The organism is Robbsia andropogonis (assembly GCF_000970345.1).
Lineage (GTDB): Bacteria > Pseudomonadota > Gammaproteobacteria > Burkholderiales > Burkholderiaceae > Robbsia > Robbsia andropogonis.
In genome coordinates, this window is the sequence record NZ_LAQU01000005.1 from 94,270 (window position 1) to 120,764 (window position 26,495).

Sequence of the window (26,495 nt, forward strand, 5' to 3'; positions counted from 1 at the left end):
CCGCCGATAACGGTGGTGAGCCCGTCGAGTCGTCATACATCGTCACGGGCATCGCGTATTTGGCGCGAATGGCAACCAGGGCGGCAAAAGGCGAACGACGGCGCGGGATGGATCGATGAGCAATTCACTCTCCAATATCGGACTGAGCGGTATAGATGCCGCACAGTACGGGCTGACCACGACGGGTCAGAACATTAGCAATGCCTCCACGCCGGGATACAGCCGGCAGCAGGTACTGCTGAAGCCGTCCTTTACCATTTATACCGGTGGCGGATTCGTCGGTACCGGCGTTGACGTCGAAACGGTGAAGCGGAACTACAGTGACGCGTTGTCTGCCCGATTGGATGCCGCGCAGTCCCAGAACAGCGCGTTGGAAACCTACAACACCGAAGCGAAATCGTTGAATGCCCTGGTGGGCGATCCGTCGAACGGCATTTCCAACACGATGAGTGGTTTTTTCTCGTCGGCGCAGGCGTTGTCCGGCAATCCGTCGGATACGGCATTGCGAAACGCGATGATGGGCAGCGCGCAGGCCGTGGTGAATGCCGTGCACCAGACCGCCGAGCAGATGGATGTGCAGCGATCGAGTATCAATACGCAGATCGAAGGCACGGTATCCGACATCAACCTGGCCGCCACGGCGATTGCGCGGCTGAATCGCCAGATTACCGCGGAGAGCGCCAAGGGCCAGCCGCCAAACACGCTGCTGGACGAACGTGACAAGGAGTTCGCCAACCTCGGCAAGCTGGTCAATGTCAACATGACCACGCAGGCCGACGGCTCTTACAGTGTCTTCACTGGCACCGGCCAGCCGCTGGTGCTGGGCTCGCAGACGTTCGCTTTATCGGCGGTGCGCTCGCCGACCGATGTCTCCGAATTGACGGTGGGTTACCGTGGCGCGGTGGGTTCGGACAGCACTGACGGCAAGCCCGGCTATCTGAATGAAAGCACGCTGACCGGTGGCAAGCTGGGCGGCCTGTTGACGTTCCGCTCGCAGATGCTGGACCCGGCGCAGAGCCAGCTTGGCCGGGTTGCAACGGCGTTTGCCGGCGGCGTCAACCAGCAGAACGCCCAGGGCGTGGACATGACCGGCCACCCGGGTCGCGCGTTGTTCAATCTGGACAAGCCGAGCGTTACCGCGAACGAACATAATCGCAGTGCCGCAACGCTGGATGCCAGATTTGGCGATACCACCAAGCTGACCGGCGATGATTACATCCTGTCGTATGATGGTCACGCCTACACATTGGCCAACCTTCGTACCGGTACGGAGACGCAGGTCAGCAACTGGCCCGCGACGGTCGATGGTGTCGAGTACACATTACATGGCCCGATGGCGGCCGGCGATTCGTTCAAGATCATGCCGACGCGGTCAGCCGGCACGCAATTGACGATGGCCACCATCGAGGGCAGCGCAATTGCCGCTGCGCAACCCGTTGTCACCTCCGCCGCCACCGGCAACCACGGTACTGGTTCGATCGCATTGAAAGGGCTGGAAGGTCTGAATGGCCGGGCCGTTCCGGATGTGAAGTTGACGGTTGAAGCCAGGACGGATCCAAAGACCGGGGCCAGCGTCGCATCGCTTTCCGGTTTTCCGAAGGACGCGGACGTGACGGTGACGGTACCGGGGGGTGCTGGCGGTGCGGAACAAAAGCGTACGTTCAAGGCGCCCGCGAATAACGTGCCATTCGTGGCGGGCGCGGTGCTGGATTTCGGCGGCATGCAGATGCAGGTCAACGGCACGCCGCGTAACGGTGATACGTTTAACGTGTCGCGGAATGCGGCGCTGAGCGGCGATGGCAGCAATATCGTCAAGATCGGCAATCTGCAGAATGCGAATCTGGTCAATGGGGACACGTTGACACGCGGGTACGCTGATTACGTCGGACAGGTTGGATCGCTGGCATCGCAGACATCGATCTCTCACGCGACGCAGGAGACGCTGGTGTCACAGTTGAAAGCGCAGCAGCAGGAAGTGTCAGGGGTCAATCTTGACGAGGAAGCAGCGAACTTGATGCAGTACCAGCAGATGTATCAGGCGAACAGCAAGGTGATCTCGACGTCGGAGACGTTGTTCCAGACCATTCTCGATCTGGCGCGTTAAGCGGCGGACGATAACAACAACGGGGTAGTCCCGCCGTGCCTCCCCGATCGGGGTCAGGACGGGCGGCAGCGAATGTGGCCGCAAGCAGGCCCGCGATGGCGGGCAGTGAGAAACAATCATGCGTATCGCGACGAACACGCTGTATTCGAACAGCCTCGACACGATCGACAGTCAACAGAAGTCGCTGGCGGATCTGCAGAAACAGATCGCCAGTGGCAAGCGCGTCGCAACGGCCGCGGACGATCCGCAGGCCGCGGCGTCCGCCGTGCGCATGACCGAGACGACGGCGAAACTGGGGCAATACGCCAGCAACCTGAATATCGCGAAGTCACAACTGCAGCTGGAGGACAACACGCTCAGCAATGTGACGACGTTGGTGCAGCAGGCCCAAACGCTGTTGGTCAATGCGGGCGATACGTCGTTGGACAAGACATCGCGTGCCGCGTTGGCGACGCAACTCGAATCAGTGCGCGACCAGTTGCTGGGCATGGCCAATACGACGGACAGCGAAGGCAACTATCTGTTCGGTGGCTACAACACCGGTACCGCACCGTTCTCCACCGATGCGAATGGCCGTGGTATTTACATGGGTAGCCCGGGGCAGCGCGCGGTACAGGTGACTGACACGCGCCAGATCACGATCGGCAACGTCGGTAGCAATATTTTCCAACGCGTCTCGGTAGGCGCGTCGCGTGTGGTGACGGCACCGGCGTCGAACACGGGAAACGCACTGGCGTCACCCATTTCATCGCGCGACATGAACGATCCCGCGTACAACGACGATTTCTCGATCTCGTTCGCAAAAAGCAAGGACGGCGGACTGCGCTACACAATCCACGACGAGACGACGAAAGCGGATATCGCGAAGGACCAACCGTTCGATACGGGTTCGGCAATCGTGTTCGCGGGGCAAAGCATCACGATCAACGGCACGCCCGAGCCTGGTGACACGGTGCGGATGCAAAGTCCGCAGAGCGCCGGCATGGATATCTTCAGCACCTTGACGCAAGCCGCGAAGATGATCCGCAACGCGACGTCGGGTTCGGAAGGCAACGCACGGTTGGCGAATGCACTGTCGACGGCGAACCAGCAAGTGGTAAACGCGTTGGACAACGTACTGACGGTGCAGGCCGGCGTAGGCGCGCGCGAGCAGGAAGTCGCCACGCTCAGCACGCAAAATACCGACAGCGGTACGCAGTATCAAACGCAGTTGAACGACCTGACCGGCTCCGACTTTGTCTCCACGTACAGCAAGTTCAGTGAACTGCAGAACTCGCTGACCGCCGCGGAGAAGACTTTCATGCAGGTCCAGAACCTGTCGTTGTTCGATTTGATCAAGTAAGGGTTGGAACCACGCGCATGCAAGGCCGGCAGCGGACCGGCCTTGGCCGAGCACATGCAGTACTTGGCGGCGAGGCACTGTGCGAGCGTCAGCGTCATCAACCGCCGTGGTTCCTCCAGCGTTGTTGTCGCCGTCCGGTTTCCACGAAGAGGCGCTAGAGTCCTTCCGCGCCTGTCAGGCGACTGATCGTTCCCATGCCCATATTGAACAGCCGGAGTATGAAGGGTGCTGCGTTGGGTAGAATCAGCTGCAATACCAGAAAGCCGGTGATCAAGGTGATGGCGAAGCCCACTTGATAAATCCCGATCTGCGGCGCCGCGCGGTTCAGGATACCCAACGCAAGGTTTGCGATGAGCAACGCGACGACAATCGGCAGCGACAACATCAACCCTGCCCAGAAAACGACGCTTCCCCATTCCGCAAGGATGCGCCAATGCGATGCCGTTCCAAGCAAACCGACGGCATTCGCACGTATCGGCATGGTTTGGAAGGTGGCTGCCAGTGTTGCGATGAGTTGGAGATGGCCATCGATCGCCAGGAATATCAACATGGCGAAGATGTCCAGCAGTCGGGACAAAGCCAGCGTCGAGCCATCGGATCCAGGGGCAATCAGTTGCGCAAACGACAGGCCCATCTGCAGCCCGGCATATTCGCCGGCGGCCTGGACCGCGCCGAATACGATCCGCATCGCCACGCCAATCGATCCACCGATGACGATCTGTTCACCCAATGCCCACAACCCCGGCCCGCTGCCGATGGGAACGTCTGGTAGCGGGCCGAGCGTGGGCGAGACGAGAATGGCCAGAAGTGCGGCGAGCGCGACCTTGACGCGAACCGGTATCGCATTATCGCTAAGAACCGGCGCGGTGGTGATGAGTGCCAGGAAGCGCGCGAAAGGCCAGATGAACGCACCCATCCACGCTTGCAACTGCGCATAGGTGACGGTGATCATCAGCCGATCACGCCCGGAATGCCGGTCAGGATGGCACGCATGTAGTCGAGCATCATATTCAACATCCACGGGCCCGCGATCACCAACGCGACAAACACCGCGATCAGCTTCGGGATGAAGGACAACGTCGCTTCATTGATCTGGGTCGCGGCCTGGAACAAGCTCACCACCAGTCCTACGACGAGCGCGACAAGCAGGAGTGGCGCGGCCAGCAACAAGGCCACCTGCATTGCCTGGTGGGCCATTGTCATGACGGATTCCGGCGTCATTTCGCATGCCTCCGTTTCACGTCAGAAAACTCTGTGCCAATGAGCCGATCAACAGATTCCAGCCGTCCACCAGCACGAATAACATCAGCTTGAACGGCAGTGAGATGGTGGCCGGCGAGACCATCATCATCCCCATCGACATCAGCACACTGGCGACAACCAGATCGATGATCAGGAATGGGATAAAGATCGTGAAACCAATCTGGAACCCGGTCTTGATTTCGCTGGTCGCGTAGGCGGGCAGCAACAGACGCATTGGCACGTCGTCCGGACCGTTCATCGGCGGCGCTTTCGCGATCTTCGCGAAGAGCGCCAAGTCGGATTCACGGGTCTGACGCAGCATGAATTGCTTGAACGGGACACCGCCGCGTTGGATCGCCTGATCGAACGTGATCTGATTGGTCGAGAAGGGCTGGTAAGCATCCTGGTAGGCGCGGTCCAACACCGGTGACATGATGAAGAACGTCAGGAACAATGCCAGGCCGAGCAAGACTTGATTCGGCGGCGTGGTTGTCGTGCCGATGGCCTGACGCAGCAGCGACAGTACGATAATGATCCGCGTAAAACTGGTCATCATCAGCAACATCGCCGGCAGGAACGACAGCATCGTCAGGACGAGCAGCGTCTGTACCGACAGCGAATACGTGGTGTTGCCGTTGGCGCCGGGGGTGCTGTTCAATGCTGGCAGCGTGGCGGTCTGTGCGTCGGCATTGCCGGCTAGCGCTACACCCAGCAGCAACAACACTGCCGTTATGAGCAGCCATGACCATCCACCGTGTGGCAGCCAACGCGGCGCATGGGTCCGGGATGACCCCGTCCCGCGCGGTGTGGCGTGCAGGGTGTTCAAACGTTCGAATGCCCGTGGGACAGGGGAGTCGTCGCCGGGCGCCCGCGGATTGCTTGCCGTTGACGTCGCATCCAGAGTGGGCATGCGTTGCAGCACACCGCGAAAAAACGAAACTGCGGACATGTTCAATCCTTGCCGCCAGGGTTGCCAGAGCGGCCGAGGCCTTGCAGGCGGTCTTTCAGCTGGCGGGCGAGCGCCGTTTGAAAAGAGGGTAATGCATCATGCGGCTTGTCGTCGGTTGCATGGGTTCCCGCGCGGGATGCCTCGGTGTCATTGGCGGGCGTACTGCTTTCGTTTCCGGATCCTCGTGTTGTCGTACCATGATGCATGGCTGCGTCCTGCGCGGGCAGGGTATGCAGGCGGCGCACGCTGCCGGCGGCCACGCCCAACACCAGCCACGTGTCCCGCACTTCGACCACCACCACCCGCTCACGAGCGCCAAGCGCGGCCGCGCCGACAACTTTGACAATGCCGCTGCGTCGCATGGTCGGCTTCAGGCCGAGACGGCGAGCGATCCACCCGCAAGCAAAAACGAGCGCGATAACGACGGCCAAGCCGAATACGGCCTGGAACATCGCACCGGCACCCATCGACGGCACGGCGCTTCCGATGACGGCGGTAGACGCCGTGCCGTTACTGACCGGCAATGCGGGCGCGCTGTCCACGCGCGTATGCGACGCAACCACCGGCCCCATGACACCCGAGTTGGTGGTGGACGGATTACCCGACGCGCCGGTGCTGGCCGGTGTCGTGTCGCCGTCGACTGAAGACGACGCGCCGGTCGATGCGCCATCGGTTGGCGCATGAGTCGAGGCGGATGCGGCGCGCGATGCCGCATCGGTCGTCATCGATTCAGTTTCCGGATCCGTTCCGACGGCGTGATGACGTCCGTCAGACGGATACCGAACTTGTCGTTGACGACAACCACTTCCCCTTGGGCAATCAGGCAGCCGTTGACGAGCACATCCATTGGTTCACCCGCCATCCCGTCGAGTTCGACCACGGACCCCTGCGCCAATTGCAGCAGATTCTTGATTGCGATCTTGGTTCGGCCCAGCTCCACCGTCAACTGCACTGGAATATCGAGAATCATCTCGATATCGTTCGGCGCCGTTCCTTCGGTATTAGTGTTGATTAGCGGTTGAAACACCGCCCCGGCCGTCGCGGCGGTGGTGGCAGTGGCCTGCGCGGCGGTACTTTGCTGCTGTTCGGCGAGCGCGCTCGCCCAGTCGTCCATCTGATCGGTATCACTCATGTCAGCCCTCGTCTTGCCCATCGCCACCGCCTTCGCGGGACGAATCACTGGCTCGGATCATCTTCGACACGCGGAGTGCGTGTTGCCCGTTGAAGATCCCGTATGCGCATTCCATCACTGGCACGCCGTCGACCTTCGCTACGACCTGGTCCGGCATGTCGAGTGGGATCACATCACCCGCCCGCATTGCCAGGATGTTTCGGAACGTGCTGCGCATCTCGGCGAGATCCACGCGCAGTTCCACGTCCGCGGATTGCACCTGTTGCGACAGCAGCCGCACCCAGCGTTTGTCCACTTCGAGCGCTTCGCCTTGCAACGGGCTGCTCAGCAGGTCGCGCAGCGGCTCGATCATCGAGTACGGCGTGCACACGTGCAACTGGCCCCCCCCCGGTCCCAGTTCAATTGTAAACGTCGTGGTGACCACCACTTCATTCGGCGTTGCCACGTTGGCGAACTGCGTATGCACTTCCGCGCGCACGTATTGGAATTCCACCGGGAACACAGGCTTCCAGGAGGCGCCGTAGTGTTCCAGTACCAGGTCCAGCAGTTTCTGGATGATGCGTTGTTCCGTCGGCGTAAAATCCCGTCCTTCGATCCGCGTGTGAAACCGTCCGTCGCCGCCGAACAGATTGTCCACGATCAGGAAGATCAGCTGCGGGTCGCAGATGAAGAGCGCCGTACCACGCAGTGGCTTGATGTGAACAAGGTTCAGGTTGGTGGGAACGGGCAGATTACGGATGAATTCGCCGTATTTCTGTACCTTGACCTGACCGACCGAGATTTCGGCGCTGCGGCGCATGAAATTGAACAGACCGCCACGGAACAGCCGCGCGAATCGTTCATTGATGATTTCGAGCGTCGGCATCCGGCCGCGGACGATCCGTTCCTGCGTGCCGATGTCGTACGTGCGTATGCCTGCCGCATCGCCGCTATCGGGGGTTGCATCGGATTCGCCGTTGACGCCTTTGAGTAGCGCATCGACTTCTTCCTGTGACAGAAACTCTTCGGTCGACATGGCCGTGGGATTACTGGATCACAAAGTCGGTCAACAACACGCCGGATACCTTCGGCGCATGGCTGTCATGGTCAAACGTTTTTTCAATCGTGGTGCGCAGTTCATCGGACAGCTTTTGCTTGCCCGCCACGGTCGCCAGGTCCGACGGCTTCTTCGACGACAGCAGCAACAGGATATGGCTGCGGATTTCTGGCAGGTATTCGGTCAGCTTGTGCTCCTCATCGGCGCTTCCGATCTTCAGCGTCAGGCCCAGGTGCAAATAGTGATCGCTGCCATCGCTGTCCGGATCCGTTGCGAGGTTGACCGTGAACGGGTCCAACGCAAAGAAGACGGGCGGTGGCACGACCGGCACGGCCGGCTGACTCGATCGCTTGTACAGGAAATAACCGCCACCGCCGCCGCCTGCCAGCAACAGCACGATCAGGACGATCAGGATGGGTACCAGCTTGCTTTTGCCGGTTTTGACTTCCTTCCCACCTTGCGCCGCGGATGAACTCATAATCTTGACCTCGATGACTGTCCCGCAATCACGCCCATCGCGTGTCGCGCAATCTTCAAGTTGGCATGATGCCTGAGACTCAGCAAGATGCAACGTACAAACAGACGGGCAATGGTGCGTCAGTTTGGCGTTTTATGACAGCCTGCCGGTTGCGGCAGCCTCGCGGGGATACCGTGCCGCGACATCGTGTCATGGGCGGCGGCCGATTGGCGGCGTGGTGACAACGGTCCTGCAGCCCAGGGCAGTCACCCTGGCGCACCGCTAATCGCGATGCGCCCCAGGTTGGCTTGAGCCGCGCAGAGGGCTGATCAGGCAAACATGTCGACACCGGACAAGGCGCCGGTGCCGCGTGACGTGGCTGGCGTCGCAGCCGCTCCGGTATTGCCCCAGGCGGGGCGGCCCGCCGCCGCACCGATGCGCGCCGACTCGCGATAGGCGGAACGGTCAGCGCCGTTCTGGCCATTACCTTGCGCACCGCCAGATCCGGCGTTCGCAAGACTGTTGGCAAGCGCCTGCGTGTCACCATTGGTCTGTGCGACGTTCGTCTGCAGTTGCATGCCGCTTTCCGCAAAGCGTTCGCGCAGTGCCGGCATGGCGGCTTCAATCGCATCACGCACGTGCGCATGCTGCGACACGAAGGTTGCCTGTGCGTCTGAACCGACAACGTTCAATACCACCTGCACCGGTCCGAGATTCGGTGGGTTCAGCGTCAACTCCGCACGCTGTTCGTTGCCTGGACGCGACATCGTCATCACGTTCTGGTTGAAGGCATCGGCCCAGCGCGCGTCCACGAATGGCGTGTCGAGCTGTTGTGGCACAAAGGCGGGCGACTGTTGCGCCACCGCCTGCTGCGCGACGGATTGCATCGGCCCCTGCTGCGTCGGCGTTGCCATTGCCGCCGCCGCGACCGATGGATCCGGCTGCGCATTGGCTTGCGCGCCTAGCGCCGATGTATCGGCCGTCGCGGCGGCATTGGCTTGCGCGCTGATATCGGCCGTACCCGATGCGGTTCCGCCACCTGCCAAGGCTGCGAGCATCTTGTCGTCGCGCGACTTCATGCCATCGGTTCCGCCTGTCTTATCGGCGACAGTGTCGGTCGCGCCGGCTGCGCTTCCCGTCGGAGCATTTGCGGAGAATGCATTGCCTATGGTGAACTTACCGCCTTCGTTGCCTGCGGCCGCCCCCGCGCCAACGGTGCCCGACGTTGCCGTCAGCGAGGGGGCATTCGCCGCGCTCGTACCTGCATCACCGCTGTCGTCGGCGTCGGCATCCCCCTGGGTTTGTGCCGATGCGCCGGCGCTTGTCGACCCGATGCCCGTTGTGGTGGCATCCGCGCTGTTGTAGGTCGCGGTGGTCGCGTCGGCGCCGTCGCCTGCGGCCGTACCGCCCGCAGCGGCAACCGTGGCCGTACCGTCGGTATTTGCGGCGTTGTCATCGGCCTTTGCCGCCCCATCCGTGACTTGCGTGCCGTTTTGTTGCTGTGCTGCCGCGCCGGCTGCGGCGGCCGCTTGTGCCGTTGCGGCGCTCGTGTCGGCTTGCTGCGTCTGGGCGGCGGCCTTTTCGGTGTCGGATTGCACGTCGGCGCTGTCTTGCGCGCGATCGGCCGCGGCGCGCGCTTCGGTGGCTTGCTGCGTTTGTTGCTGCGCGCCGCGCGCACGCGCTTCCTGCGCCTGCCACGCGGTCGTGTCGGCGATATGCTGCTGCAAGCGGGCGTTTTGCGAGGCGTTTTGTTGGGTAATGTCCTGTTGGCGCGATGCCTCGTCAGCATGTGCCTGTGCCTGACGCGCGTCGCGACGATCCTCATCGGCCGCGCGCTTTTGCGCGTCTAACGCATCACGGAAGCGTTCTCCGGAGCGAGAAATGGCACGATCGTCGGCATTCGTCAGGCTTGTGGGCACCGGTTGCGTGAGCAGCGGCGAAACCATCGGAGAGGACGGGGAAGCGGCGGTATCGGAGCGCATGGGACTCTTCCTTCACGGAACCAGCGATACAAGGCCGCTGGTAAAAACAGAATCAATCGGTTAAATGAAATAACGGTACAAGTTTGCTACTGCCACTCCCTGTCGAACGCCGCCTTGGCGGAACGTCCGACACTTAGAAGCCGCGCTGCATCTCGCGTGCGCGGCGGGCAGCGAATTCATCGGTCATACGTTGTTCGTAACGGGCGGTGCGTTGTTCTTGCGCCTGCCGCGCCCGGGTTTCCAGCGTTTCGAACGAGCTGAGCTTCTGTTTCTTTTGCTGCCATAGGAGACGGGCGACTTCGATCTTCCGATCAAGCATCTCCACCTGCGTTTGCTGCTGATCGATGGCCGTCCCCAATGTTCCAAGAAAGGCCTGGTAATTCCGGCGCTGCCCCATCGTCATGCCATCACGGGCGGCTTGCGCGAGTTGCTGCTCGTATTCGACGCGATAGCCGTCGAGGTTCTTACGCTTGCCAAACATGTCGTCTCGCTGCCTTTGCAATGCGCCCAGGGCCTGCGCGGCTGCGTCCACTTCCTGCTGCGCGAGGTCGATCAGCGTGGTGAAGGGCAGGGCTTGCTTCATGACAGCAGCATGTCCAGTTGGGCAACCGCTTCGGGATGATCGCAGCGTTCCCGCACACGTTGCTGCAAGAATGCTTCCATCCGCGGATACAGCGAAATCGCACGATCAAGCATTGGATCGCGCCCGCTTTGATAGGCACCCACATTGATCAGGTCACGGTTGCGCTGGTAGCGCGACAGCATCTGCTTGAACTTGCGTACCTTGTCGAATTCGTCTTCACCGACCAACGCATTCATCACGCGGCTGATCGATTGCTCGATATCGATTGCCGGATAATGCCCAGACTCGGCTAGCGTGCGCGACAACACGATATGGCCGTCCAGAATAGCCCGTGCCGAGTCGGCAATGGGGTCCTGCTGATCGTCGCCTTCCGTCAGGACGGTATAGAAGGCGGTGATCGACCCGCCACCCGGCGGCCCGTTGCCGGTGCGCTCGACCAGCGCTGGCAGCTTCGCGAAAACCGATGGCGGATAGCCTTTCGTCGCAGGGGCCTCGCCGATCGACAACGCAATCTCCCGCTGCGCCATGGCATAGCGCGTGAGCGAGTCCATGATCAGCAACACATCCAGCCCCTGGTCACGAAAGTACTCGGCAAGCGACGTGGCATAGGCGGCGCCCTGCAGGCGCAGCAGCGGCGATACATCGGCGGGGGCCGCCACGACTACCGCGCGCGCCAGACCGTCTTCACCCAGGATTTCCTCGATGAATTCCTTGACTTCACGGCCCCGTTCGCCAATCAAACCGACGACGATCACCTGTGCGCTGGTGAAGCGGGCCATCATGCCCAACAGCATCGACTTACCAACACCGGAGCCGGCGAACAGGCCCATCCGTTGTCCGCGACCCACGGTCAGGAGCGAATTGATCGCGCGCACGCCCACATCGAGCACTTCATGAATCGGCTCGCGTTGCAGCGGGTTGATCACGTCGCCGGTCAACGGCGCCGACGCCTCGTTGTTCAACGGCCCCTTGTCATCCAGCACATTGCCGGCGGCGTCCACCACGCGACCCAGCATCGCCATGCCTACCGGCAGACGTTTTGCATTCAATTGCGCTCCCACCACCGGTGCGGATTCCATTGCGAACACCCGCGCCCCCGGTGTCAAGCCGGAGAGGTCGCTGGTAGGCATCAGGAACAGTCGATCACCCTGGAAACCGACGACTTCCGCTTCCGCCCGGGCGCCGGCACGCATGCCCGGCAATTCGATATAGCAGTTCGCGCCAATCGGCAGCCTCAGTCCCGTGGCTTCCAGCACCAGTCCGGCGGAGCGCACCACCTTGCCGCATGCACGCAATGGCAACGCTTCCGCGCTACGCGATTGCGCGGCTTCGAGCGACATCCGCCAGCGTGTCAGATGGCCCTCGCGATGCGAGGCCAACAACGTGGCGGCCGACGCCGGAATAGCCGCCTTGGCCAGCGCTTGCGGGGTGGGCATCCGAGCCGGCTTCATCGACCGTTCTCCGACCATTGCTGTTCACGACCGAGCGATGCGGCCACGCGCGCCCAGCGGGTGGCCAGCGTCGCGTCGATCTCGCCGCTGACGGCCTTGGCACGGCAGCCACCGCGTTCGATGGCCGAATCCGCCCGCACCGACCATCCCGCCGCGGCCAGGTCGCCGGCCAGATAGGCATCGATCAATGGTTGATCGGCCGGATTGACCAATAACACCGGCGCATCTACCAGTGGTGGGTCGGCGCTCAATACTTCCCGCACGGCACCGAGCATGGCGGTGGGGTCCAGGTCCACCGTTTGGCGCAGGACGCTCTTGGCCACGTCCAGCGCCAACGTCAGCAACGATTCCGACATCTGTTCGTCCAGCGTCTCAATCGCGCTGGAGAAAGCGGCGACCAAGCCGGCCAGTTGCGCGGCGTGGGCACGTGCATCGGACAAGCCTTGTTCGAAGCCTTCGCTGCGACCTGCCTCGAAGCCGGCGACATGGCCTTCTTCGTGACCGGCGGCATACCCTTCGAGCCGCGCGGCGGCACGGGGCGCCTCGAGGGGGTCCTCGATAGGCTCCGGCACCGGGTCGAACGATGCCATCTCCCAGCGCTGATACGCGCTTAGACGTTCCTTGGGAATAAGTCCGTCAGACATAGGCTTCGTCGGCCTTGCCGCCCAGCATGATCACGCCCGAATCGGCCAGGCGTTTCACGGTTTGCAGAACACGTTTCTGCTCGGCTTCCACGTCCGACACTCGGACCGGACCACGTGTCTCGAAATCTTCGCGGAACAGGTCTGCCGCCCGTTGCGACATGTTGCGCAGGAATTTCTCGCGCAACTCGGTGGGGGCACCTTTCAGCGCGACGATCAACGCCTCGGACTCCACTTCCTTCAGGATCGATTGGATGCCGCGATCGTCCACTTCCAGCAGGTTTTCGAACAGGAACATCTGATCGACGATCTTCTGCGCCAGATCCGCGTCGTACTTCTTGACGTTCTCGATCACCGATTCCTCGTTGACGCCACCCATGAAGTTCAGGATTTCCGCAGCGGTTTTCGCCCCGCCCAACGGGCTGCGCTTGATGTTCTCGCTGCCCGACAGCAACTTCGTCAACACATCGTTCAGTTCGCGCAACGCCTGCGGCTGAATACCATCGAGCGTGGCGATCCGGAGCACCACGTCATTACGCAGGCGCTCGGTGAAGCATTCCAATACTTCCGATGCCTGGTCCCGGTCGAGGTGAACGAGGATCGTGGCGATGATTTGCGGGTGTTCATTACGAATCAATTCGGCGACCGCGGCCGAGTCCATCCATTTCAGGCCTTCGATGCCACTGGTGTCACCGCCCTCGAGTATCCGTTCGATCAGGCCCGCGGCCTTGTCGTTGCCCAGCGCCTTGGTCAGTACCGCACGGATATACGAGCCGGAGTCGAGACTCAGGGCGGTGTGCTGTTGCGCGGTTTCCACGAAGTCGCCCAACACCTTGCCGATATCCTCGCGCGACACCGCCTTGAGCGCGGCCATGGCGGCGCCCAGGCGCTGTACTTCGCGCGGGGCGAGGAAGCGGAAGACCTCGGCGGCCTCGTCCTCGCCCAACGACATCAGCAGTACGGCGCTACGTTGAAGTCCTTCAGCGTTCATCACTTATCCAGCTCTTGACCACGGTTGCCACCACCTTCGGATCGGAGCGCGCGATCTGGCGGGCAAACTCCAGGTCACGTTCATATGCATGGACACTACTGTTCTGCTCGATCGCCACACGGGCGTCCGGATCGCCGGTGGTCACATCGGCGGTCAATGCCGCGGCGCCGTCGGCACCGCCGCCACCTTCGAGCGCGGCGGCAGCCGATGTCGGCGGCGGTTCCGGACGGAACAGCTTGCGCATCGACGGACGCAACACCCCGAAGAACAGATACATCGCGACCAGGCCGCCCAACACGTACTTGCCGATGTGCAGGCCCAGGTCGATCATGCCTGGCTGCTTCCAGAGCGGCAGTGCCGCCGCCAACGGTGCATCCGAACCGTCGAACGCCGCGTTCACGACGTTGACGCTGTCGCCCCGTTTGGCATCGAAGCCCATCGCGTCCTTGACTAACGCGGTGGTCTGCGTGATCTGGTCCGCGGTGGCCGGCTGCAACGTCTTCACACCCTTCGCGTCGACCTTCTGCATGTAGTTCACGACAACCGCTGCCGACATCCGAATAATACCGCCCATCGGCTGATCCGAATGGCGAACCGTCTTGTCCAGTTCGTAATTCGTGGTCGAATCGCGACGTACACTCGTTGGACCGGCGGCATTTGCCTGATTCGTGGCGGTGGTGACCGCACTGGCGCCTTGCGCACCGGCGCCGTTCGGGCCGGCATTCGTGATGGGCGTGGTCGGGTTTGCCGGTGGTTCATTCGACAACGCGCCGGGAACGCCACCGCTGTTCGCGCCATTGCTGCTGTCTGACGACATGGTCGTCTGCTGACTGCGGATGGACGCATCCGATGCCGGGTTTGGACGATATGTTTCAGACGTTTGTTCGCTTTGCGCGAAATCGATGTCGGCGCTGACCTGCGCGTGGACGTTGCCTGCACCGTATATCGGCGCCAGGATGGCTTCGATCCGTTGCCGGGCGTTGTCCTGGATCTGCTGTACATACTTCAGTTGGCGCGCATCCAGACCTTGTGCGGACTGCGAGCCGGTCAGCAGGTTGCCGTTCTGATCAACGACCGTGATGTTCGCCGTCGGCATGTCCGGTACCGCGGAGGACACCAGATGAACGATCGCGCTCGCTTGCGCATCGCTCAGCGCGCGACCGGGATACAAATTCAACAACACCGATGCGGATGGCTTTTGCTGGTCGCGAACGAACACGGACTGCTTCGGCATGGCTAAATGCACACGCGCGCTCTGGATCGCGGAAATGGCTCCGATCGTCCTTTCGAGTTCGCCTTCCAGCGAGCGTTGGTAATTGACCTGCTCGACGAATTGGCTGATCCCGAACTTCTCGTTGTCCATCAGCTCGAAGCCGACCGAGCCTCCCTTCGGCAGACCTTGTTGCGCGAGACGCAGTCGCACGTCATGCACCGAGTCCGACGGCACCAGAATGGCGCCGCCGCCTTCGGCAAATTTGTAGGGGACCTGCATTTGCTGCAGTGATTGGATGATCGCACCGCCGTCCCGATCCGACAGATTGCTGAACAACACGCGGTAGTCCGGGGTGCGCATCCACATATACAGCGCCGCCAGCATCGCGACCGCGAACGCTGCCGAGATGATCAACGGGATCTTCGGATTCGCGCGCAGGCGGTCGATCAGCGGTTGCTGCACCGGCTGAACGTCCACGGTCTGACCCGGACGTACCGGAGCAGTCACGGCCGTGGCTTGCGGCATGGCACCCGCTCCGGCGGCGACAGGCGGCGTGCTCATCGCGCGAACGCGCCGGCTTCAAACGCCGTGCTGCGGTAGTGGAGATCAAGTTGCAAGGCCATGGATGACGGTCGGGGCAAGCACTACGGGTTCATGGTCCGGGCCTATGACGTGTGCTGCACGCCGCTGTGCGGCATCATGCGTCCGGAGCCCATACTTTGCCGTGTCAGTCCGATTGCGAGGATGGCGGGAACGTCGCGCCACGCTTGTCGGACCGATTTCGACATGGAGCAGATTATGGCCGGGGGGTACAACGGCCCATCAGTCGATAAGCGGGGGTTTTGGGTCTTAATTGTCCGGTTCGCAGGCCCGATGCAACAGGTAAGATGCCGGTCATTGGTGGAAAAGGCGGTCCAGGACGTCGTGTGAATCTGGGCGGGACCACCTGACCGGGTCACATGGCACGGCGAACGAATGAGGGAGCGACGGCGATGGCGGCACCACTGACGGGACTGAACGGCGTGACGGGAGGCCTTTATGGTAGTGGCGGCGTGGGCGGCACGCGCGGTGGCGCGGCCATGGCCGACCAACTCGGGCAGTTACGCTCCATGGCGAACCAGGCGGCCGGCAAGGCCTCGCTGGACGGTGCGGCGGGCATCGGCGCGGGCGCGCCGTCGGTGGAGGGTGGCAGCTTTGCCACAGCCCTGCAATCGGCGTTGCAAAAGGTGAGCACCGACCAGACCAAGGCGGTGAATCAGGCGCATGCTTTCGAGACCGGTGCCAGCGACGCGAGCCTGAGCGATGTCATGATCGACATGCAAAAAGCCAATATCCAGTTCCAGGAAGCAGTGCAGGTCCGCAACAAACTGGTGGCCGCGTACAACGATGTCATGCAGATGCAGGTCTAGCCGATCACCGGGCCGCGGGGGTAAAGGTTTGCCCTCGGTGTCCCGGTGCGGCTTTGATGTCCCCACCGCTTGCCGACTCCAATCGGTATAACCAAGACAGCAGTTCGGCAATGGCTTGATAGAGCGCGGGCGGAATCTCCCGATCCAATGCCACATTCATCAACATCGATACCATTTCCGGCGCTTGGTGAACGTACAGTCCTTCCGCCCTGGCACGTGCGATGATCGTGTCTGCGATCAAGCCATATCCTTTCGCGACAACGCGTGGCGCACCGGTGCCGCCGCGATCATAGGACAACGCGACCGCGCTGCGCCGTGGGTCGGGGCCATCCGCCGCCGCGACGTAGGCCGGGGCGTCCGTGTCCGACGGCAAACCGGCGGGACCATATTCCGCCGGACCGGTGGGCGAGGATTGCAGTGGGGCCGGCCGCCCCAATCGTGTGGTTTCGCTGCGGACCTGATAATCGGTGTCGATCGCCTCCGTCGGGCGCTTTACCGCACGCGGCTCGCTACCACCGTCCGCCGTCCAGGGCGTGGCTTTGGGGTCGGTCATGATGCCTTGTCTCCAGCCTGGTCGGGTGTCTCGCTCGTGCCATGCGGCGCTTGCAGCTCGCGTATCGCAAAGCCTTTCAGTTCCAGGCCGGTGCCGGCGATTCTTTCTCGAAAATGATCGCTGTCGTGCAGCAACGCAGCCGCGCAGTCGGGCGCCGCCTTCAATCGCGTGATCAGGCGATCGCCCGTCAGTTGCAGCTCCGCGTCGACAGGGCCCAGATGTGGCAGGTCAAGCGTGATATGCATCCGCCACGACGGTTCGGTCTGTCCGTCATGGTTGGCCTGCGCGCCTGGTTCTTCACGACGTTCGATTTCCCACGCCATCTGCGTTCCAGGCCAGGCTTCGCCAGTCCATCGTAATGTTGGATTCTGCAGCAATTCCATTTGCTGCCGTACCGTCGGCAGCGCGTCCGGATGGATGGCATGGGCGAGCGCGTTTGGCATGCCGTTGACGTCAAGCGCATTCGGATCGAGTCCGGTAGCGCTGTGCGCTCCCGCGATGCCTGCGGGATGGGGATGACCGGCGGTGCCTGTCGCGGCCGGCGCGGACGGGTTCGAGAACGGCGACAGGTGCGACAGCGCTTCAAGCAGTGGCGATGCCATGCCGGCGAGGCCACCTTGTGTGTGTCCGCTTGCATTATTGGCCCCGGCCCCCCCGTTTGCGGGGTTATTGCCATGCGATGCGCCGCCATTGCCGCTGGTGTTCGCATTGCCGTTCAACGTGTTTTGCAATACATCGGCAACGCGGGAGAACCAATCGCCGGCCGGCGCAGGGTTGTTGCCGGCGAGTGCGCCGGGATTCGATTGAAAGGCCGTCAACGCATTGGCGATCAAGGTGTCGTGCGCGGGTAACGCCTCGTGCGCAACATCGGGTCCGGGTGGCGCCAACGAGGCGAGCCGCGCCTGGGGTTCGCGCTCGATCGCCGCAAGCGGCCGTTGCCCGCTTGCCCATTGCGCAAGGTGGGATTCGTAGAAAAGACCGCTGTTTTCCAGCGATTGCACTAGTGCCTTCGCCAGCAAGGATGTGAACTGACTGCCTACGACCGGCAGTTCGCCCGTCTGCGTGGTCATGCTGGCGGGCGGTACGGGGCAGAGTGGCTTGTCAGACAGGATCAGCGGTTCTTCGCTCGGCATCTTGGCCAGCGCATCCAGGACGCGCGCATCGCTGCTGACGGTGGCGTAGGTTGACGCCACCGGGGCTGGCGCCGGGGGGAGCCGCACGGCACCTTGCATCGATGGGCCACCGGTGGCGACGCCGGTCTGCTGCTGCGCGACGGAACCCGCGCCTGTCCCGGCGGTGCGGGTACTCAAACTGCCCGCCGCACCCGTTGTCATAGGGTCGACGCGAAGCGGGACCGGGTTTTGTCCGATACGATCGATCGCGTTCATCGTCTGGTTCACCAGCGCCATGACAGCGCATTTTGAAGGAGGCCCTGGCCCCTCGGGAATGTCCCGCCCAGCATTGAACGAGGGGGGTGCGGTTACTCGGCCACGCGACCGTATGCACCCTGCAGCGCACGTGCCTGGCGACCGCTGGCCAGCAACGCCGAGAGGCGCGCCAGCCGCGGTTCGAGGCGATCACGGATGCGGGCGTCGTCATCCAGGATACGACGAATCAAATCGAATTTGCGGGCCCGCTGCTGCGGATCCAGCGGTGCTTGCGCATCATTCGCTTCCAACATATCGACCAGCCGCGAGTACTCTTCCTGCATGGTCAGCAGGTCGTCCCAATTTTCCGAGGATGCCGCATCGCGCATTTCTCGCGTCACGCGTGCAATTTCCTCGTAATGCTCGATCAACTGGTCAAAACCGTGCATCTCAAACTCCTACGGCCTGTGCGACCGCCTGTCCATTCATCTGCGGCGACGGCATGGCATCCAACGGTGCCTTGCGCCATACGTCTTCAAGCGCCGCTAACATCTGATCCACTTCCGTCAGCAGCAATTCGTCATTCTGAAGATTCGCCTGGGTCAATCGAGACAGCATCGCGTCGTAATGACCTGCCAGCCGAACCGCCAGATCCCCGCCACGCTCCATGTCCAACCCGTCCTTCAACCCGCCGCCGATGATCTTGACGGCCTTGTTGATGGCCACGCCTTTCTCCGCCATCCGGCCCGCGCGAATATGCAGGCGGGCTTGGACGATGGCCGCGCGGCTGGCTTCAAACATCATCACCGCCAGGCGCTGCGGACTGGCGCCGAATACACCGGTCTGCGCACCCACGCGGGCATAAGCATTGGCACCGAACTGGCTCGTGGAAAACATGCTGCGTTTCTCCTTCAGAATCCTGGCTGTCTGAAACTGGCTTCGCGGCAGGGGATTTTCAGCGAGGAAGCGTGCATATTGCGCGCCGTTCTGCTTACTTTCCGTTGTTGCCGCCTACATTCAGGTAAACGGCCAACTGGGCCGCGACTTTACCCCTGTTTTGCAGCCGGTTTCTGTTTTGGGCACATTTTCTGCGCCCACCACGGATTCCGATGAGTCTTACAGGTGCCTCTACTGCATTACGGCAATGGTGTCCTCTTTCACCGTATGCGCCATTTTCACCGGAGCGCGACCCGCCATCAATGACTGCTGGTCCAATTGAACTGCGCATTCAACATGTTCGATGCAGTCTTCATCTTTACCGACAACTGATTCAGGCGGGTGAACTGCTGCTGGTAGTTCGACTGGACCTCGTCCAGATGTGATTGAAACTTCGTGATCTGCTTGTCGATATTGGACACTCGGCTATCGAGTGCCTTTGTCGCCGTCGACAGGGACCCCGTCATGCCGGTCACATCATTGACGAGGTTGTCCAGGCGCGCGGCAAAACCCACGGAATACGACACCGTGCCCCGTGCGCCTTTTGCCCCTCCCTGGACTTGCAGCGTCACGCCGTCTATCGGTGTGCCGGCCTGTCCGGTGAGCGTCTGACCATTGCCGGTTGCCTTGAAACCGCCCACCGTGCCGGCCACATCCATGCCGGGCGTGCCTTTGATCGTATCCTTGCCGAACAGTGCAACCGCGCCGTTCCCGCTAATGGCCACGCTCGAACTCTTGCCGTAATTCGTGGATGTCACCGTGAGCTTGCCTTCTTCGTCCGCATTGACGTTGACGCTCGCGCCGCTTGCCGTGAAACCACTATTTTCGTTGATTGCTTTCTGCAGCGCCGTGGCCAGATCCTTCGGCGTATCGTATGTCCCCTTGGCCAGGGAAATATTCTGCATGCTGCCGTTCAGCGTGACGGTGAGGTCCAGCGCGGCCTTCGCGGCGGCGCCGAGGTCGGCTTTCATTTCACCCTTGGCCTCGCCCTGGGTGGCCGCTTGCGTAATGATCACGTCGTACTTGCCGGCAGCGGCTTTCGGGCCCGCAGCCAGGAAATTCACGCCACTGTCCGACGTGGTGCCATTGCTGGCGAAAAGCGAGGCAAATGCCGGCAGGTTCTTGTTCAATGCCTCTTTCAGCTTTTGCGGGTCCAGCGCCAGCGTACCGTCTCCGTTGAACGTAATGCCGACATCGGCCATGGTGCTGTAGCCATTGCCGCCTTCCAACGAGCCGGAGACCATCCGTTGCAGCGTACCCTTGATATTCGATGCTGTGGAGTCGCCGAGCAGGGGGCCGTTTTTCGATGGGTCCGTCGAGTCGTAGTTCGTCAGCGACGACACCGAACCGATCAACTCGTTATAGTTGTCGACGAAGTTCGAAATGTTGCTCTCGATGGCGCTGGTGTCGTTGCTGACCGACAGCGTGGTCTTGCCGGGCTGCGACAAGCGGATCGTGAAGCCGTTCAACGCACCGCTGACCTTATTGGTCGGGCTCGTCAACGCGATACCGTTGACCGACACCTTGGCATCCTGCGCGGCTGTTGATTGCGACATCGCTTGCGCATCGGTCTTCGTCGGATCGAATGACAGCAGTTTGCCGACCGCATCGTCACCACTGGCGGTAATCTGCATCGCCTGCGTGGCGCCGCTTTTGTCGTTGCTCAGCACCAGGCGATACGGGTTATCGGCGCCGTCATTGACGATCGATGCGGTGACCCCCATCCGCGCGTTGTTGATCGCGTCGCGAATGCCGCCTAACGTATTGTTGCCGCTATTGATCGTGATCGTTTTTGTCGTGCCGGTCGATGGCGTGAACGTCGTGCCTTCACCGTAGTGACCTTCCGCGTCGGGCGTGCCACCAGTGGTCTGGGCCGTCGACTTGCCGTCGGCATCCTCGGTGGATTTATTCGTGCCGCCGATGGTACCGAAATTGAACGTCAACGTGGTTGGCGTACCCGATCCGATGGCGGAATTGACGCTGGCCTGTCCGGCGCTTACCATCGTCTGGGACTGGGCCAACTGCGTAACGTCGACGTTGTAGTTGCCGGGCTGTGCACCGGTGAACACATCCGCGTCCGCCACGGTCTTGTCCGTGGACGTTGCGTTCAATGTCTTGAAATTCGACGCGAGCGTCAGGTTGCTCAACGATGACTGGAATGTCGTCAGCGCGTTCTTTAATTGCGCGAAAGCCGACAATTCGGTCTTTACGCCGTCTTGCTGGCGCTGATACTGGGTCAGCGGAATGCTGGCGACCTGCATCAGGCCTGTCAGCAACGAGGAAAGCGACAGGGAGGTACCAATCCCGAGTGAAGAGATGACGGACGAAGCGTCACGCTTCTCGGCGCCTTTACTGCTTGCGCTATTGCCAGAAGACGCGTTGGTGCTGTTTCCGTTGTCGGCGTTGGACGCGGACGCACCATTACGCGAAGCGTTGCCGCTTGCGTTGTTGCCGCTGGCTCTCGCCGAAGTCGCCGCACTCGGTATGCTGCTCGGCACCGGGTTGTTGGCGTTGGAAATGGTTACCATTGCTCAGTCTGCCGCCTCCACCGTTTCGCGACAGGAGAGGGGGGGGCGAGATTCGCGGCCCATTCCTGTCGTCAAACGGCATGTGCGTTACCTGCTAGACGACGCGGCGCCCGATACCGGGCGCCGCGTCGTCGATTACCGCTTGAACCTGATTAGCCCGTGACGAGCTTCAGGATTTCTTGCGGGATTTGGTTGGCCTTGCTGACCATCGACACGCCCGCTTGTTGCAGCACGTCAGCGGTCGACAGCGCGGAGGCCACCGACGAGTAGTCCGCATCGGTGATCGTCGATTGCGCCGACGTCACGTTTTGCGTTACCGAGTTCAAGTTCGAGATGGTCGAATCGAACCGGTTCTGAATCGCACCCACGTTACCTTGCAGCGTCGACACCGTGGACAGTGCGGAGTCCAGCGATTGCAGTGCCTTCACCGCGCTGTCAGCCGTCGACAGGTCCAGCTTGGCCAGCGTGTTCGAGCCCAGTCCGATACGCGGCGCACCGCCGTCGATCGCTTGCGCGCCCGTGCCACCCAGTTGAATCTCGCTCGCAGCCGACAGCGAGATCGTGCCTTGCAGTGCTTCACCCAGGTGACGACCGCTACCGCTGTGCTCGTTGATGATGTCCTTGCCACCGGTTTGCGAGACCGTGATGTTACGGCCGTCGGTCGCCGTCATCTGCAGCGTGCCATCCTTGTTCAGCGAAGCCGACACACCGGTCTGGCCCGACACCGAGTTGATCTGGCTGACCAAATCACCTGCAGACAGACGGTTGTCGTTGGCGGTGCCGAACGTGTAGCCTTGGTCACCGAACACCTTCACGCCATTGACGGTCAGGTTGACGGAGTCACCCGCGCTGCCCTTCAGTGCGCCACCGGCTTCGCCGTTCAGCTTGAACATTTGCGTGTTCGTCGCCGTTGCAGTCAGCCCCGAGATGTTCGCGCTGTTGATCGCGGTCACGGCGGCGTACGCGCTGTTTGCGTCTTGGCCGGCGCTGTCGCCTGCGATCGCGGAACCCACTTCGTACGTCCGGCCGGCACCCACTTGGACCGTCAGGGTCTTGCCTGCCAGGCCCTGGCCCGTGATGTTGTTCGTCGCCGCGGCGGTTTGGCCGATTTGCGATGTCTTCACGCCCTGGCTCAGGTTGACCGTCGAGGTTTGGCCGGCATTCGCGCCGGTTTGGAACACAGCGGTGCCGAAGCTGCCATCCAGCAACGTCTGGCCGTTGTACTGCGTCTGCGTGGCCACCGTGTTGACCTGCGTCAGCAACTGTTGCGCTTGTTGATTCAGCGATGCACGGTCCGAAGCAGAGTACGTCGAGTTGGCGGACTGCACAGCCAGCGTACGCACTTGTTGCAGGTTCGACGTGATCTGAGACAGCGCCGAGTCGGCCGTTTGTGCCAGTGCGATACCGTCGTTCGAGTTAGCGATAGCCTGCGTGCTACCGTTGATTTGCGATTGCATCCGGCCGGAAATGGCCAGTGCAGCGGAGTTATCTGCGGCGCTGGCAACCTTCTTGCCCGAGGACAATTGGTTGATCGCATGCGAGTACGTCGACGATGCCTTGTTCAGGTTGTTTTGTGCAACCAACGAGGCCGAGTTGCTGCTGATGATCTGGGGCATGAGAGGCTCCTAATAATTCCGAAATTTGGACCGTTGGGCGGGTTTGCCACATCCGGGAGGCAGTACCGGTAACCGTTGTTTTGCCGATCAGCGCCGCCGTTGTCTTGGTTATCGGAACCCTGTTCAAAAGCTTGAGGGTTGTCGCACACATTTTTTCTTGACAACCTGAGTTCCGTCACCTTGTACCCTAGGAATACGGCTGTTTATGCCAAAACTTCAGTCTTTTTCGATAATCCTTTTTGCCCTGCCACATTGGCCTGCCAATCTCTCGCCGCCTCAAGGCACCTTTGCACTACCATATCGTGCGAGTCCGGCGCTTATAGACTAACGTTCATGCATCTGTACCGTCACTGCCGAATCATACCGAGGCGGCGCTTAGGCAATAGGGGGAATAACGGGGGAAGATCGGTCTATTTACATGACCACGCCACCCTGGCGCGGCGGCGAAATGATCAGCAGCCCATGGGGGCTCGTCGAGAGCGGAGCGGGCAACGCAGGACGCGAGTGCCGCGATGACGGATGCGGGGGCGGCGGCTGCGAATGGCTGTCCGCACCGACCGTCCGTGGTCTCAGGCGGCGTTCGTGCGGTTCGCGCCGAGATCGACCAACTGATTACGCATCACGTAATAAGTGAGTTCCGCATTGTTCGCCAGGCCTAGCTTTTCCAGCAAGCGCGCGCGATATACGCTGACCGTCTTGACCGATAACGAGAGTACGTCCGCGACGTCAGTCAAACGTTTGCCTGACCCGAGCATGCAGAGCGTCTGGTATTCCCGGTTCGACAGTTTTTCGTGTGGCATCTGCGCGGCGTCGGCCGACACATATTCGGCAAGCGCTTCAGCAAGCGACGCGCTCACGTACTTCCGGCCCGCGCAGATTTGCTGAAGCGCGGAGGTCAGTTCATGCGCGTTCGCGGTTTTCGACAGATAACCCGATGCACCGGCCTTGAGCGCCCGTACCGCGTACTGGTCTTCGCGATACATCGAAAATATCAGGACGGGCAGGGTAGGTGAATGGCGCTTGATGCGCCGGAGGACTTCAACGCCGCTCATGTCTGGCAGTGAAATATCCAGCAACACCATGGCCCAGGGGCCGCGTTCCGCCAGGGCGAGTGCTTCCGCGCCGGTGGAAGCCTCCACTGCTTCCGTAAAAAGATTGCGTGCCAACAGCAGTTGGGCAATCCCCTGTCTGATCGCGGAGTGATCGTCGATCAACAGAATCCGTGACATACCTGACTCCCCGTGGAGTGTGTGGTTTGATTCAGCTTATAGCCCGGACGGCTTCATGGATGGCCGTCCTGAAAACATGCCCATTTGCCAGCTCACTGTTTGCATGCGCGTCGCTTGCGCGACCACTGCGACATGAGTGGTTCGATTCCTGTTATACGTATCACGCCGTAAAAGAGTTCACCAATTTTGTCAGAAAAACGTACCAGGATACTGCCGTGCTCTTGTCGCGGGGCTCGATGGCGCGACATGCTCACGTTCCGCCTGGGTGTTCCTGCTGTTTTCAGCGTGGCGAGCGGCGTTCCTTCGGTTGCGGCCCGATCCACGGCAATGCTGCTTCCACGATCGTACCGGTCACGTCCGGTTTGCCGGCATGCAGTGCTTCAGGCTGGGGCGCGTCCGCCACAACCTGGTCGATCAACGAAAACCGGCCGCCCAACGCCTCGCAGCGTTGCCGCATGCTTTCCAGGCCGACGCCGTCTGTGTGATGTCGCACTATTTCCGTTTTGTCGCTGGGTGATGCACTTGCCGTTTTCTTTACGTCGACGTCATCGAACGCTTCCTGTGCCGCGCGCTCGGCACGGGCCCTGCGTGCCGCGGCGATGCCGCGACCATTGTCCGAGACCATCAGGCGTACGCCCGTTGCTAGCACGGACAGCGCGACCGTCGCAGATGTCGCCTGCGCGTGCTTGACCACGTTATGCAAGGCTTCCTGGCAGATTCGCCATACCGCAGTAGCCGACGCCTCGTCCATTGGTGCAAGTCGGGGGTCGGTCTTGCAGTCAAAAGTAATGTGTAGTCCGCTACGCTGACTGAAGCTCTCCACCCAATCCTGGAGACGGGCAACGAGGTCCGTGGCCGGGGGCAGCGTGTGTCGATCGTCTATCAGGCGCCGCATTGCCGCGAATGCCGCATCCAATGCCGTTTCCGCGTCGGTAAGTGCTCGGGCGGCCTGGGAATTGGGGACAAAACCATCCGATACCGCCACCCTGCTGAGTGAAATGCGCAACGCGGTAAGTTCGGCGCCGAGATCGTCATGGATATCGCGCGCCAGACGCACGCGTTCTTCGTCACGCAACACGACGCCCATCATGCCGGGGGCAACGGGAGCGCCGGAGGCGGCTTGTTCGGCAACATCCGATGCGGGCAACTTAGCGCGCAAAGAACCCGCCATGCGTTGATTTTTCGAGGACAACACGATCGATGCGTCTGCCACGTGATCCTTACGGTTCGTTCCAGCAGATATCGGTGAATCGGATACGACATGCCGGTGAGGCACCTGACATCCACCGTTTGCGCATCCTGCCACCGATGAATGCCGTTATTTATAAGATACCGCATTCAGGCAGTGAGGCGTGTAGGAAAAAACCTCGCTTTCTGTTCCTGAAATTCCGACGGCAGACCGGATCATAGCGTATTTTTGAGACTAATATGACTGCTCAAATTACGAAGCCGCGCGGTTGTGCGGTGTACGCAACATGCAAGGCGCAGGCCCGCCGGACAGGCCACTTCGACAGTGTTCCCTATATCCCATCATTTTAGAGCGCGCGAAGTGTGATTGACTGGACGCGGCAGTTATATTTTCAAAGGGTGTTCCCAGGATATGCGCCGCGTAAAATGCGTTCGATTAATACAAGCGTTTTGTCGGAATAATTCCTATTGAAAAAGTAAGATGCACAGCGATCGAAAATGAACGGTTTACGCGCACGCGCAACGATTAGTATTCAGGGTGTCGTG

25 protein-coding genes are annotated in these 26,495 nt (G+C 61.3%); 4 read left to right on the forward strand and 21 right to left on the reverse strand.

What is annotated here, in order from left to right:
* Positions 1-115: 115 nt before the first annotated feature.
* Positions 116-2,104, forward strand: coding sequence for a flagellar hook-associated protein FlgK (gene flgK, locus WM40_RS06765; RefSeq protein WP_046152506.1), 1,989 nt, complete (start codon positions 116-118; stop codon positions 2,102-2,104).
* Positions 2,105-2,222: 118 nt separating this feature from the next.
* Positions 2,223-3,446 carry a flagellar hook-associated protein FlgL gene (gene flgL, locus WM40_RS06770; RefSeq protein ID WP_024904056.1) on the forward strand — a complete coding sequence of 408 codons (1,224 nt, stop codon included), beginning with the start codon at positions 2,223-2,225 and terminating at the stop codon, positions 3,444-3,446.
* A 154-nt stretch (positions 3,447-3,600) separates the two neighbouring features.
* On the opposite strand, the gene fliR is transcribed toward flgL, so the two are convergent.
* From fliR to fliF, 13 genes are all read right to left on the reverse strand, one after another.
* Positions 3,601-4,398, reverse strand: a complete 798-nt coding sequence (gene fliR, locus WM40_RS06775) for a flagellar biosynthetic protein FliR (RefSeq protein WP_024904057.1) — start codon at positions 4,396-4,398, stop codon at positions 3,601-3,603.
* A complete protein-coding gene (fliQ, locus tag WM40_RS06780) occupies positions 4,398-4,667 on the reverse strand; it encodes a flagellar biosynthesis protein FliQ (RefSeq protein WP_024904058.1) in 270 nt (89 codons plus the stop codon). Before fliQ ends, fliR begins: the two co-directional genes overlap by 1 nt.
* A gap of 16 nt (positions 4,668-4,683) precedes the next feature.
* Positions 4,684-5,637 (reverse strand): flagellar type III secretion system pore protein FliP, encoded by a 954-nt coding sequence (fliP, locus tag WM40_RS06785; protein WP_024904059.1) that lies wholly within the window; start codon positions 5,635-5,637, stop codon positions 4,684-4,686.
* A gap of 2 nt (positions 5,638-5,639) precedes the next feature.
* Positions 5,640-6,362, reverse strand: coding sequence for a flagellar biosynthetic protein FliO (gene fliO, locus WM40_RS06790; protein ID WP_052738206.1), 723 nt, complete (start codon positions 6,360-6,362; stop codon positions 5,640-5,642).
* Complete coding sequence (fliN, locus tag WM40_RS06795; RefSeq protein ID WP_024904061.1) at positions 6,359-6,769, reverse strand: flagellar motor switch protein FliN; 411 nt, start codon at positions 6,767-6,769, stop codon at positions 6,359-6,361. The genes fliO and fliN overlap by 4 nt, the downstream gene beginning before the upstream one ends.
* A gap of 1 nt (position 6,770) precedes the next feature.
* Positions 6,771-7,784: a flagellar motor switch protein FliM gene (fliM, locus tag WM40_RS06800; RefSeq protein WP_024904062.1), complete on the reverse strand. Its 1,014-nt coding sequence runs from the start codon at positions 7,782-7,784 to the stop codon at positions 6,771-6,773.
* A gap of 10 nt (positions 7,785-7,794) precedes the next feature.
* Positions 7,795-8,283 carry a flagellar basal body-associated protein FliL gene (gene fliL, locus WM40_RS06805; protein WP_036010690.1) on the reverse strand — a complete coding sequence of 163 codons (489 nt, stop codon included), beginning with the start codon at positions 8,281-8,283 and terminating at the stop codon, positions 7,795-7,797.
* Between the two features lie 308 nt (positions 8,284-8,591).
* Positions 8,592-10,244, reverse strand: coding sequence for a flagellar hook-length control protein FliK (locus WM40_RS06810; RefSeq protein WP_081764988.1), 1,653 nt, complete (start codon positions 10,242-10,244; stop codon positions 8,592-8,594).
* Between the two features lie 133 nt (positions 10,245-10,377).
* The gene (gene fliJ / locus WM40_RS06815; RefSeq protein WP_024904065.1) at positions 10,378-10,827 is read right to left on the reverse strand and encodes a flagellar export protein FliJ; all 450 of its coding nucleotides are present in this window, start codon (positions 10,825-10,827) and stop codon (positions 10,378-10,380) included.
* Positions 10,824-12,278 (reverse strand): flagellar protein export ATPase FliI, encoded by a 1,455-nt coding sequence (fliI, locus tag WM40_RS06820; protein ID WP_279612247.1) that lies wholly within the window; start codon positions 12,276-12,278, stop codon positions 10,824-10,826. The genes fliJ and fliI overlap by 4 nt, the downstream gene beginning before the upstream one ends.
* A complete protein-coding gene (gene fliH / locus WM40_RS06825; protein WP_046152509.1) occupies positions 12,275-12,922 on the reverse strand; it encodes a flagellar assembly protein FliH in 648 nt (215 codons plus the stop codon). The genes fliI and fliH overlap by 4 nt, the downstream gene beginning before the upstream one ends.
* A complete protein-coding gene (fliG, locus tag WM40_RS06830; protein ID WP_024904069.1) occupies positions 12,915-13,910 on the reverse strand; it encodes a flagellar motor switch protein FliG in 996 nt (331 codons plus the stop codon). The genes fliH and fliG overlap by 8 nt, the downstream gene beginning before the upstream one ends.
* Entirely contained in the window at positions 13,900-15,684 is a 1,785-nt protein-coding gene (gene fliF, locus WM40_RS06835; RefSeq protein WP_046152510.1) for a flagellar basal-body MS-ring/collar protein FliF, read from the reverse strand. Before fliF ends, fliG begins: the two co-directional genes overlap by 11 nt.
* 518 nt (positions 15,685-16,202) lie before the next feature.
* On the opposite strand from fliF, the gene fliE reads away from it, so the two are divergent.
* Positions 16,203-16,532: a flagellar hook-basal body complex protein FliE gene (fliE, locus tag WM40_RS06845; protein WP_036010727.1), complete on the forward strand. Its 330-nt coding sequence runs from the start codon at positions 16,203-16,205 to the stop codon at positions 16,530-16,532.
* 4 nt (positions 16,533-16,536) lie between these two features.
* On the opposite strand, the gene WM40_RS06850 is transcribed toward fliE, so the two are convergent.
* From WM40_RS06850 to fliD, 5 genes are all read right to left on the reverse strand, one after another.
* On the reverse strand, positions 16,537-16,905 hold the full coding sequence (locus tag WM40_RS06850) for an EscU/YscU/HrcU family type III secretion system export apparatus switch protein (RefSeq protein WP_046152565.1): 369 nt from the start codon (positions 16,903-16,905) through the stop codon (positions 16,537-16,539).
* A gap of 176 nt (positions 16,906-17,081) precedes the next feature.
* A complete protein-coding gene (gene fliK, locus WM40_RS06855; RefSeq protein ID WP_162199045.1) occupies positions 17,082-18,473 on the reverse strand; it encodes a flagellar hook-length control protein FliK in 1,392 nt (463 codons plus the stop codon).
* Between the two features lie 92 nt (positions 18,474-18,565).
* Positions 18,566-18,901: a flagellar protein FliT gene (locus tag WM40_RS06860; RefSeq protein WP_024904076.1), complete on the reverse strand. Its 336-nt coding sequence runs from the start codon at positions 18,899-18,901 to the stop codon at positions 18,566-18,568.
* 1 nt (position 18,902) lies between these two features.
* Positions 18,903-19,349 (reverse strand): flagellar export chaperone FliS, encoded by a 447-nt coding sequence (fliS, locus tag WM40_RS06865; protein WP_024904077.1) that lies wholly within the window; start codon positions 19,347-19,349, stop codon positions 18,903-18,905.
* Positions 19,350-19,648: 299 nt separating this feature from the next.
* Positions 19,649-21,706: a flagellar filament capping protein FliD gene (gene fliD / locus WM40_RS06870; protein ID WP_260843849.1), complete on the reverse strand. Its 2,058-nt coding sequence runs from the start codon at positions 21,704-21,706 to the stop codon at positions 19,649-19,651.
* On the opposite strand from fliD, the gene WM40_RS30615 reads away from it, so the two are divergent.
* Positions 21,705-22,079, forward strand: a complete 375-nt coding sequence (locus WM40_RS30615) for a hypothetical protein (RefSeq protein WP_052738207.1) — start codon at positions 21,705-21,707, stop codon at positions 22,077-22,079. The genes fliD and WM40_RS30615 overlap by 2 nt on opposite strands.
* Here WM40_RS30615 and WM40_RS06875 read toward each other — a convergent pair.
* The 3 genes from WM40_RS06875 to WM40_RS27755 all read right to left on the reverse strand — a co-directional run bounded on the left by WM40_RS06875 (position 22,069) and on the right by WM40_RS27755 (position 25,932).
* Complete coding sequence (locus tag WM40_RS06875; RefSeq protein WP_024904079.1) at positions 22,069-23,532, reverse strand: flagellin N-terminal helical domain-containing protein; 1,464 nt, start codon at positions 23,530-23,532, stop codon at positions 22,069-22,071. The two genes, WM40_RS30615 and WM40_RS06875, sit on opposite strands and share 11 nt — an antisense overlap.
* A 569-nt stretch (positions 23,533-24,101) precedes the next feature.
* Positions 24,102-24,761 carry a response regulator gene (locus WM40_RS06880; protein WP_024904080.1) on the reverse strand — a complete coding sequence of 220 codons (660 nt, stop codon included), beginning with the start codon at positions 24,759-24,761 and terminating at the stop codon, positions 24,102-24,104.
* A 280-nt stretch (positions 24,762-25,041) separates the two neighbouring features.
* The gene (locus WM40_RS27755) at positions 25,042-25,932 is read right to left on the reverse strand and encodes a sensor histidine kinase (RefSeq protein WP_157685083.1); all 891 of its coding nucleotides are present in this window, start codon (positions 25,930-25,932) and stop codon (positions 25,042-25,044) included.
* Positions 25,933-26,495 lie beyond the last annotated feature (563 nt).

Coding starts and splice junctions, on each gene's coding strand:
- flgK (WP_046152506.1), top strand. CDS start 116: ATGAGCAATTCACTCTCCAATATCGGACTGAGCGGTATAGATGCCGCA.
- flgL (WP_024904056.1), top strand. CDS start 2,223: ATGCGTATCGCGACGAACACGCTGTATTCGAACAGCCTCGACACGATC.
- fliR (WP_024904057.1), bottom strand. CDS start 4,398: ATGATCACCGTCACCTATGCGCAGTTGCAAGCGTGGATGGGTGCGTTC.
- fliQ (WP_024904058.1), bottom strand. CDS start 4,667: ATGACGCCGGAATCCGTCATGACAATGGCCCACCAGGCAATGCAGGTG.
- fliP (WP_024904059.1), bottom strand. CDS start 5,637: ATGTCCGCAGTTTCGTTTTTTCGCGGTGTGCTGCAACGCATGCCCACT.
- fliO (WP_052738206.1), bottom strand. CDS start 6,362: ATGACGACCGATGCGGCATCGCGCGCCGCATCCGCCTCGACTCATGCG.
- fliN (WP_024904061.1), bottom strand. CDS start 6,769: ATGAGTGATACCGATCAGATGGACGACTGGGCGAGCGCGCTCGCCGAA.
- fliM (WP_024904062.1), bottom strand. CDS start 7,784: ATGTCGACCGAAGAGTTTCTGTCACAGGAAGAAGTCGATGCGCTACTC.
- fliL (WP_036010690.1), bottom strand. CDS start 8,283: ATGAGTTCATCCGCGGCGCAAGGTGGGAAGGAAGTCAAAACCGGCAAA.
- WM40_RS06810 (WP_081764988.1), bottom strand. CDS start 10,244: ATGCGCTCCGATACCGCCGCTTCCCCGTCCTCTCCGATGGTTTCGCCG.
- fliJ (WP_024904065.1), bottom strand. CDS start 10,827: ATGAAGCAAGCCCTGCCCTTCACCACGCTGATCGACCTCGCGCAGCAG.
- fliI (WP_279612247.1), bottom strand. CDS start 12,278: ATGAAGCCGGCTCGGATGCCCACCCCGCAAGCGCTGGCCAAGGCGGCT.
- fliH (WP_046152509.1), bottom strand. CDS start 12,922: ATGTCTGACGGACTTATTCCCAAGGAACGTCTAAGCGCGTATCAGCGC.
- fliG (WP_024904069.1), bottom strand. CDS start 13,910: ATGAACGCTGAAGGACTTCAACGTAGCGCCGTACTGCTGATGTCGTTG.
- fliF (WP_046152510.1), bottom strand. CDS start 15,684: ATGAGCACGCCGCCTGTCGCCGCCGGAGCGGGTGCCATGCCGCAAGCC.
- fliE (WP_036010727.1), top strand. CDS start 16,203: ATGGCCGACCAACTCGGGCAGTTACGCTCCATGGCGAACCAGGCGGCC.
- fliK (WP_162199045.1), bottom strand. CDS start 18,473: ATGAACGCGATCGATCGTATCGGACAAAACCCGGTCCCGCTTCGCGTC.
- WM40_RS06860 (WP_024904076.1), bottom strand. CDS start 18,901: ATGCACGGTTTTGACCAGTTGATCGAGCATTACGAGGAAATTGCACGC.
- fliS (WP_024904077.1), bottom strand. CDS start 19,349: ATGTTTTCCACGAGCCAGTTCGGTGCCAATGCTTATGCCCGCGTGGGT.
- WM40_RS30615 (WP_052738207.1), top strand. CDS start 21,705: ATGACGGACGAAGCGTCACGCTTCTCGGCGCCTTTACTGCTTGCGCTA.
- WM40_RS06875 (WP_024904079.1), bottom strand. CDS start 23,532: ATGCCCCAGATCATCAGCAGCAACTCGGCCTCGTTGGTTGCACAAAAC.
- WM40_RS06880 (WP_024904080.1), bottom strand. CDS start 24,761: ATGTCACGGATTCTGTTGATCGACGATCACTCCGCGATCAGACAGGGG.
- WM40_RS27755 (WP_157685083.1), bottom strand. CDS start 25,932: ATGGCGGGTTCTTTGCGCGCTAAGTTGCCCGCATCGGATGTTGCCGAA.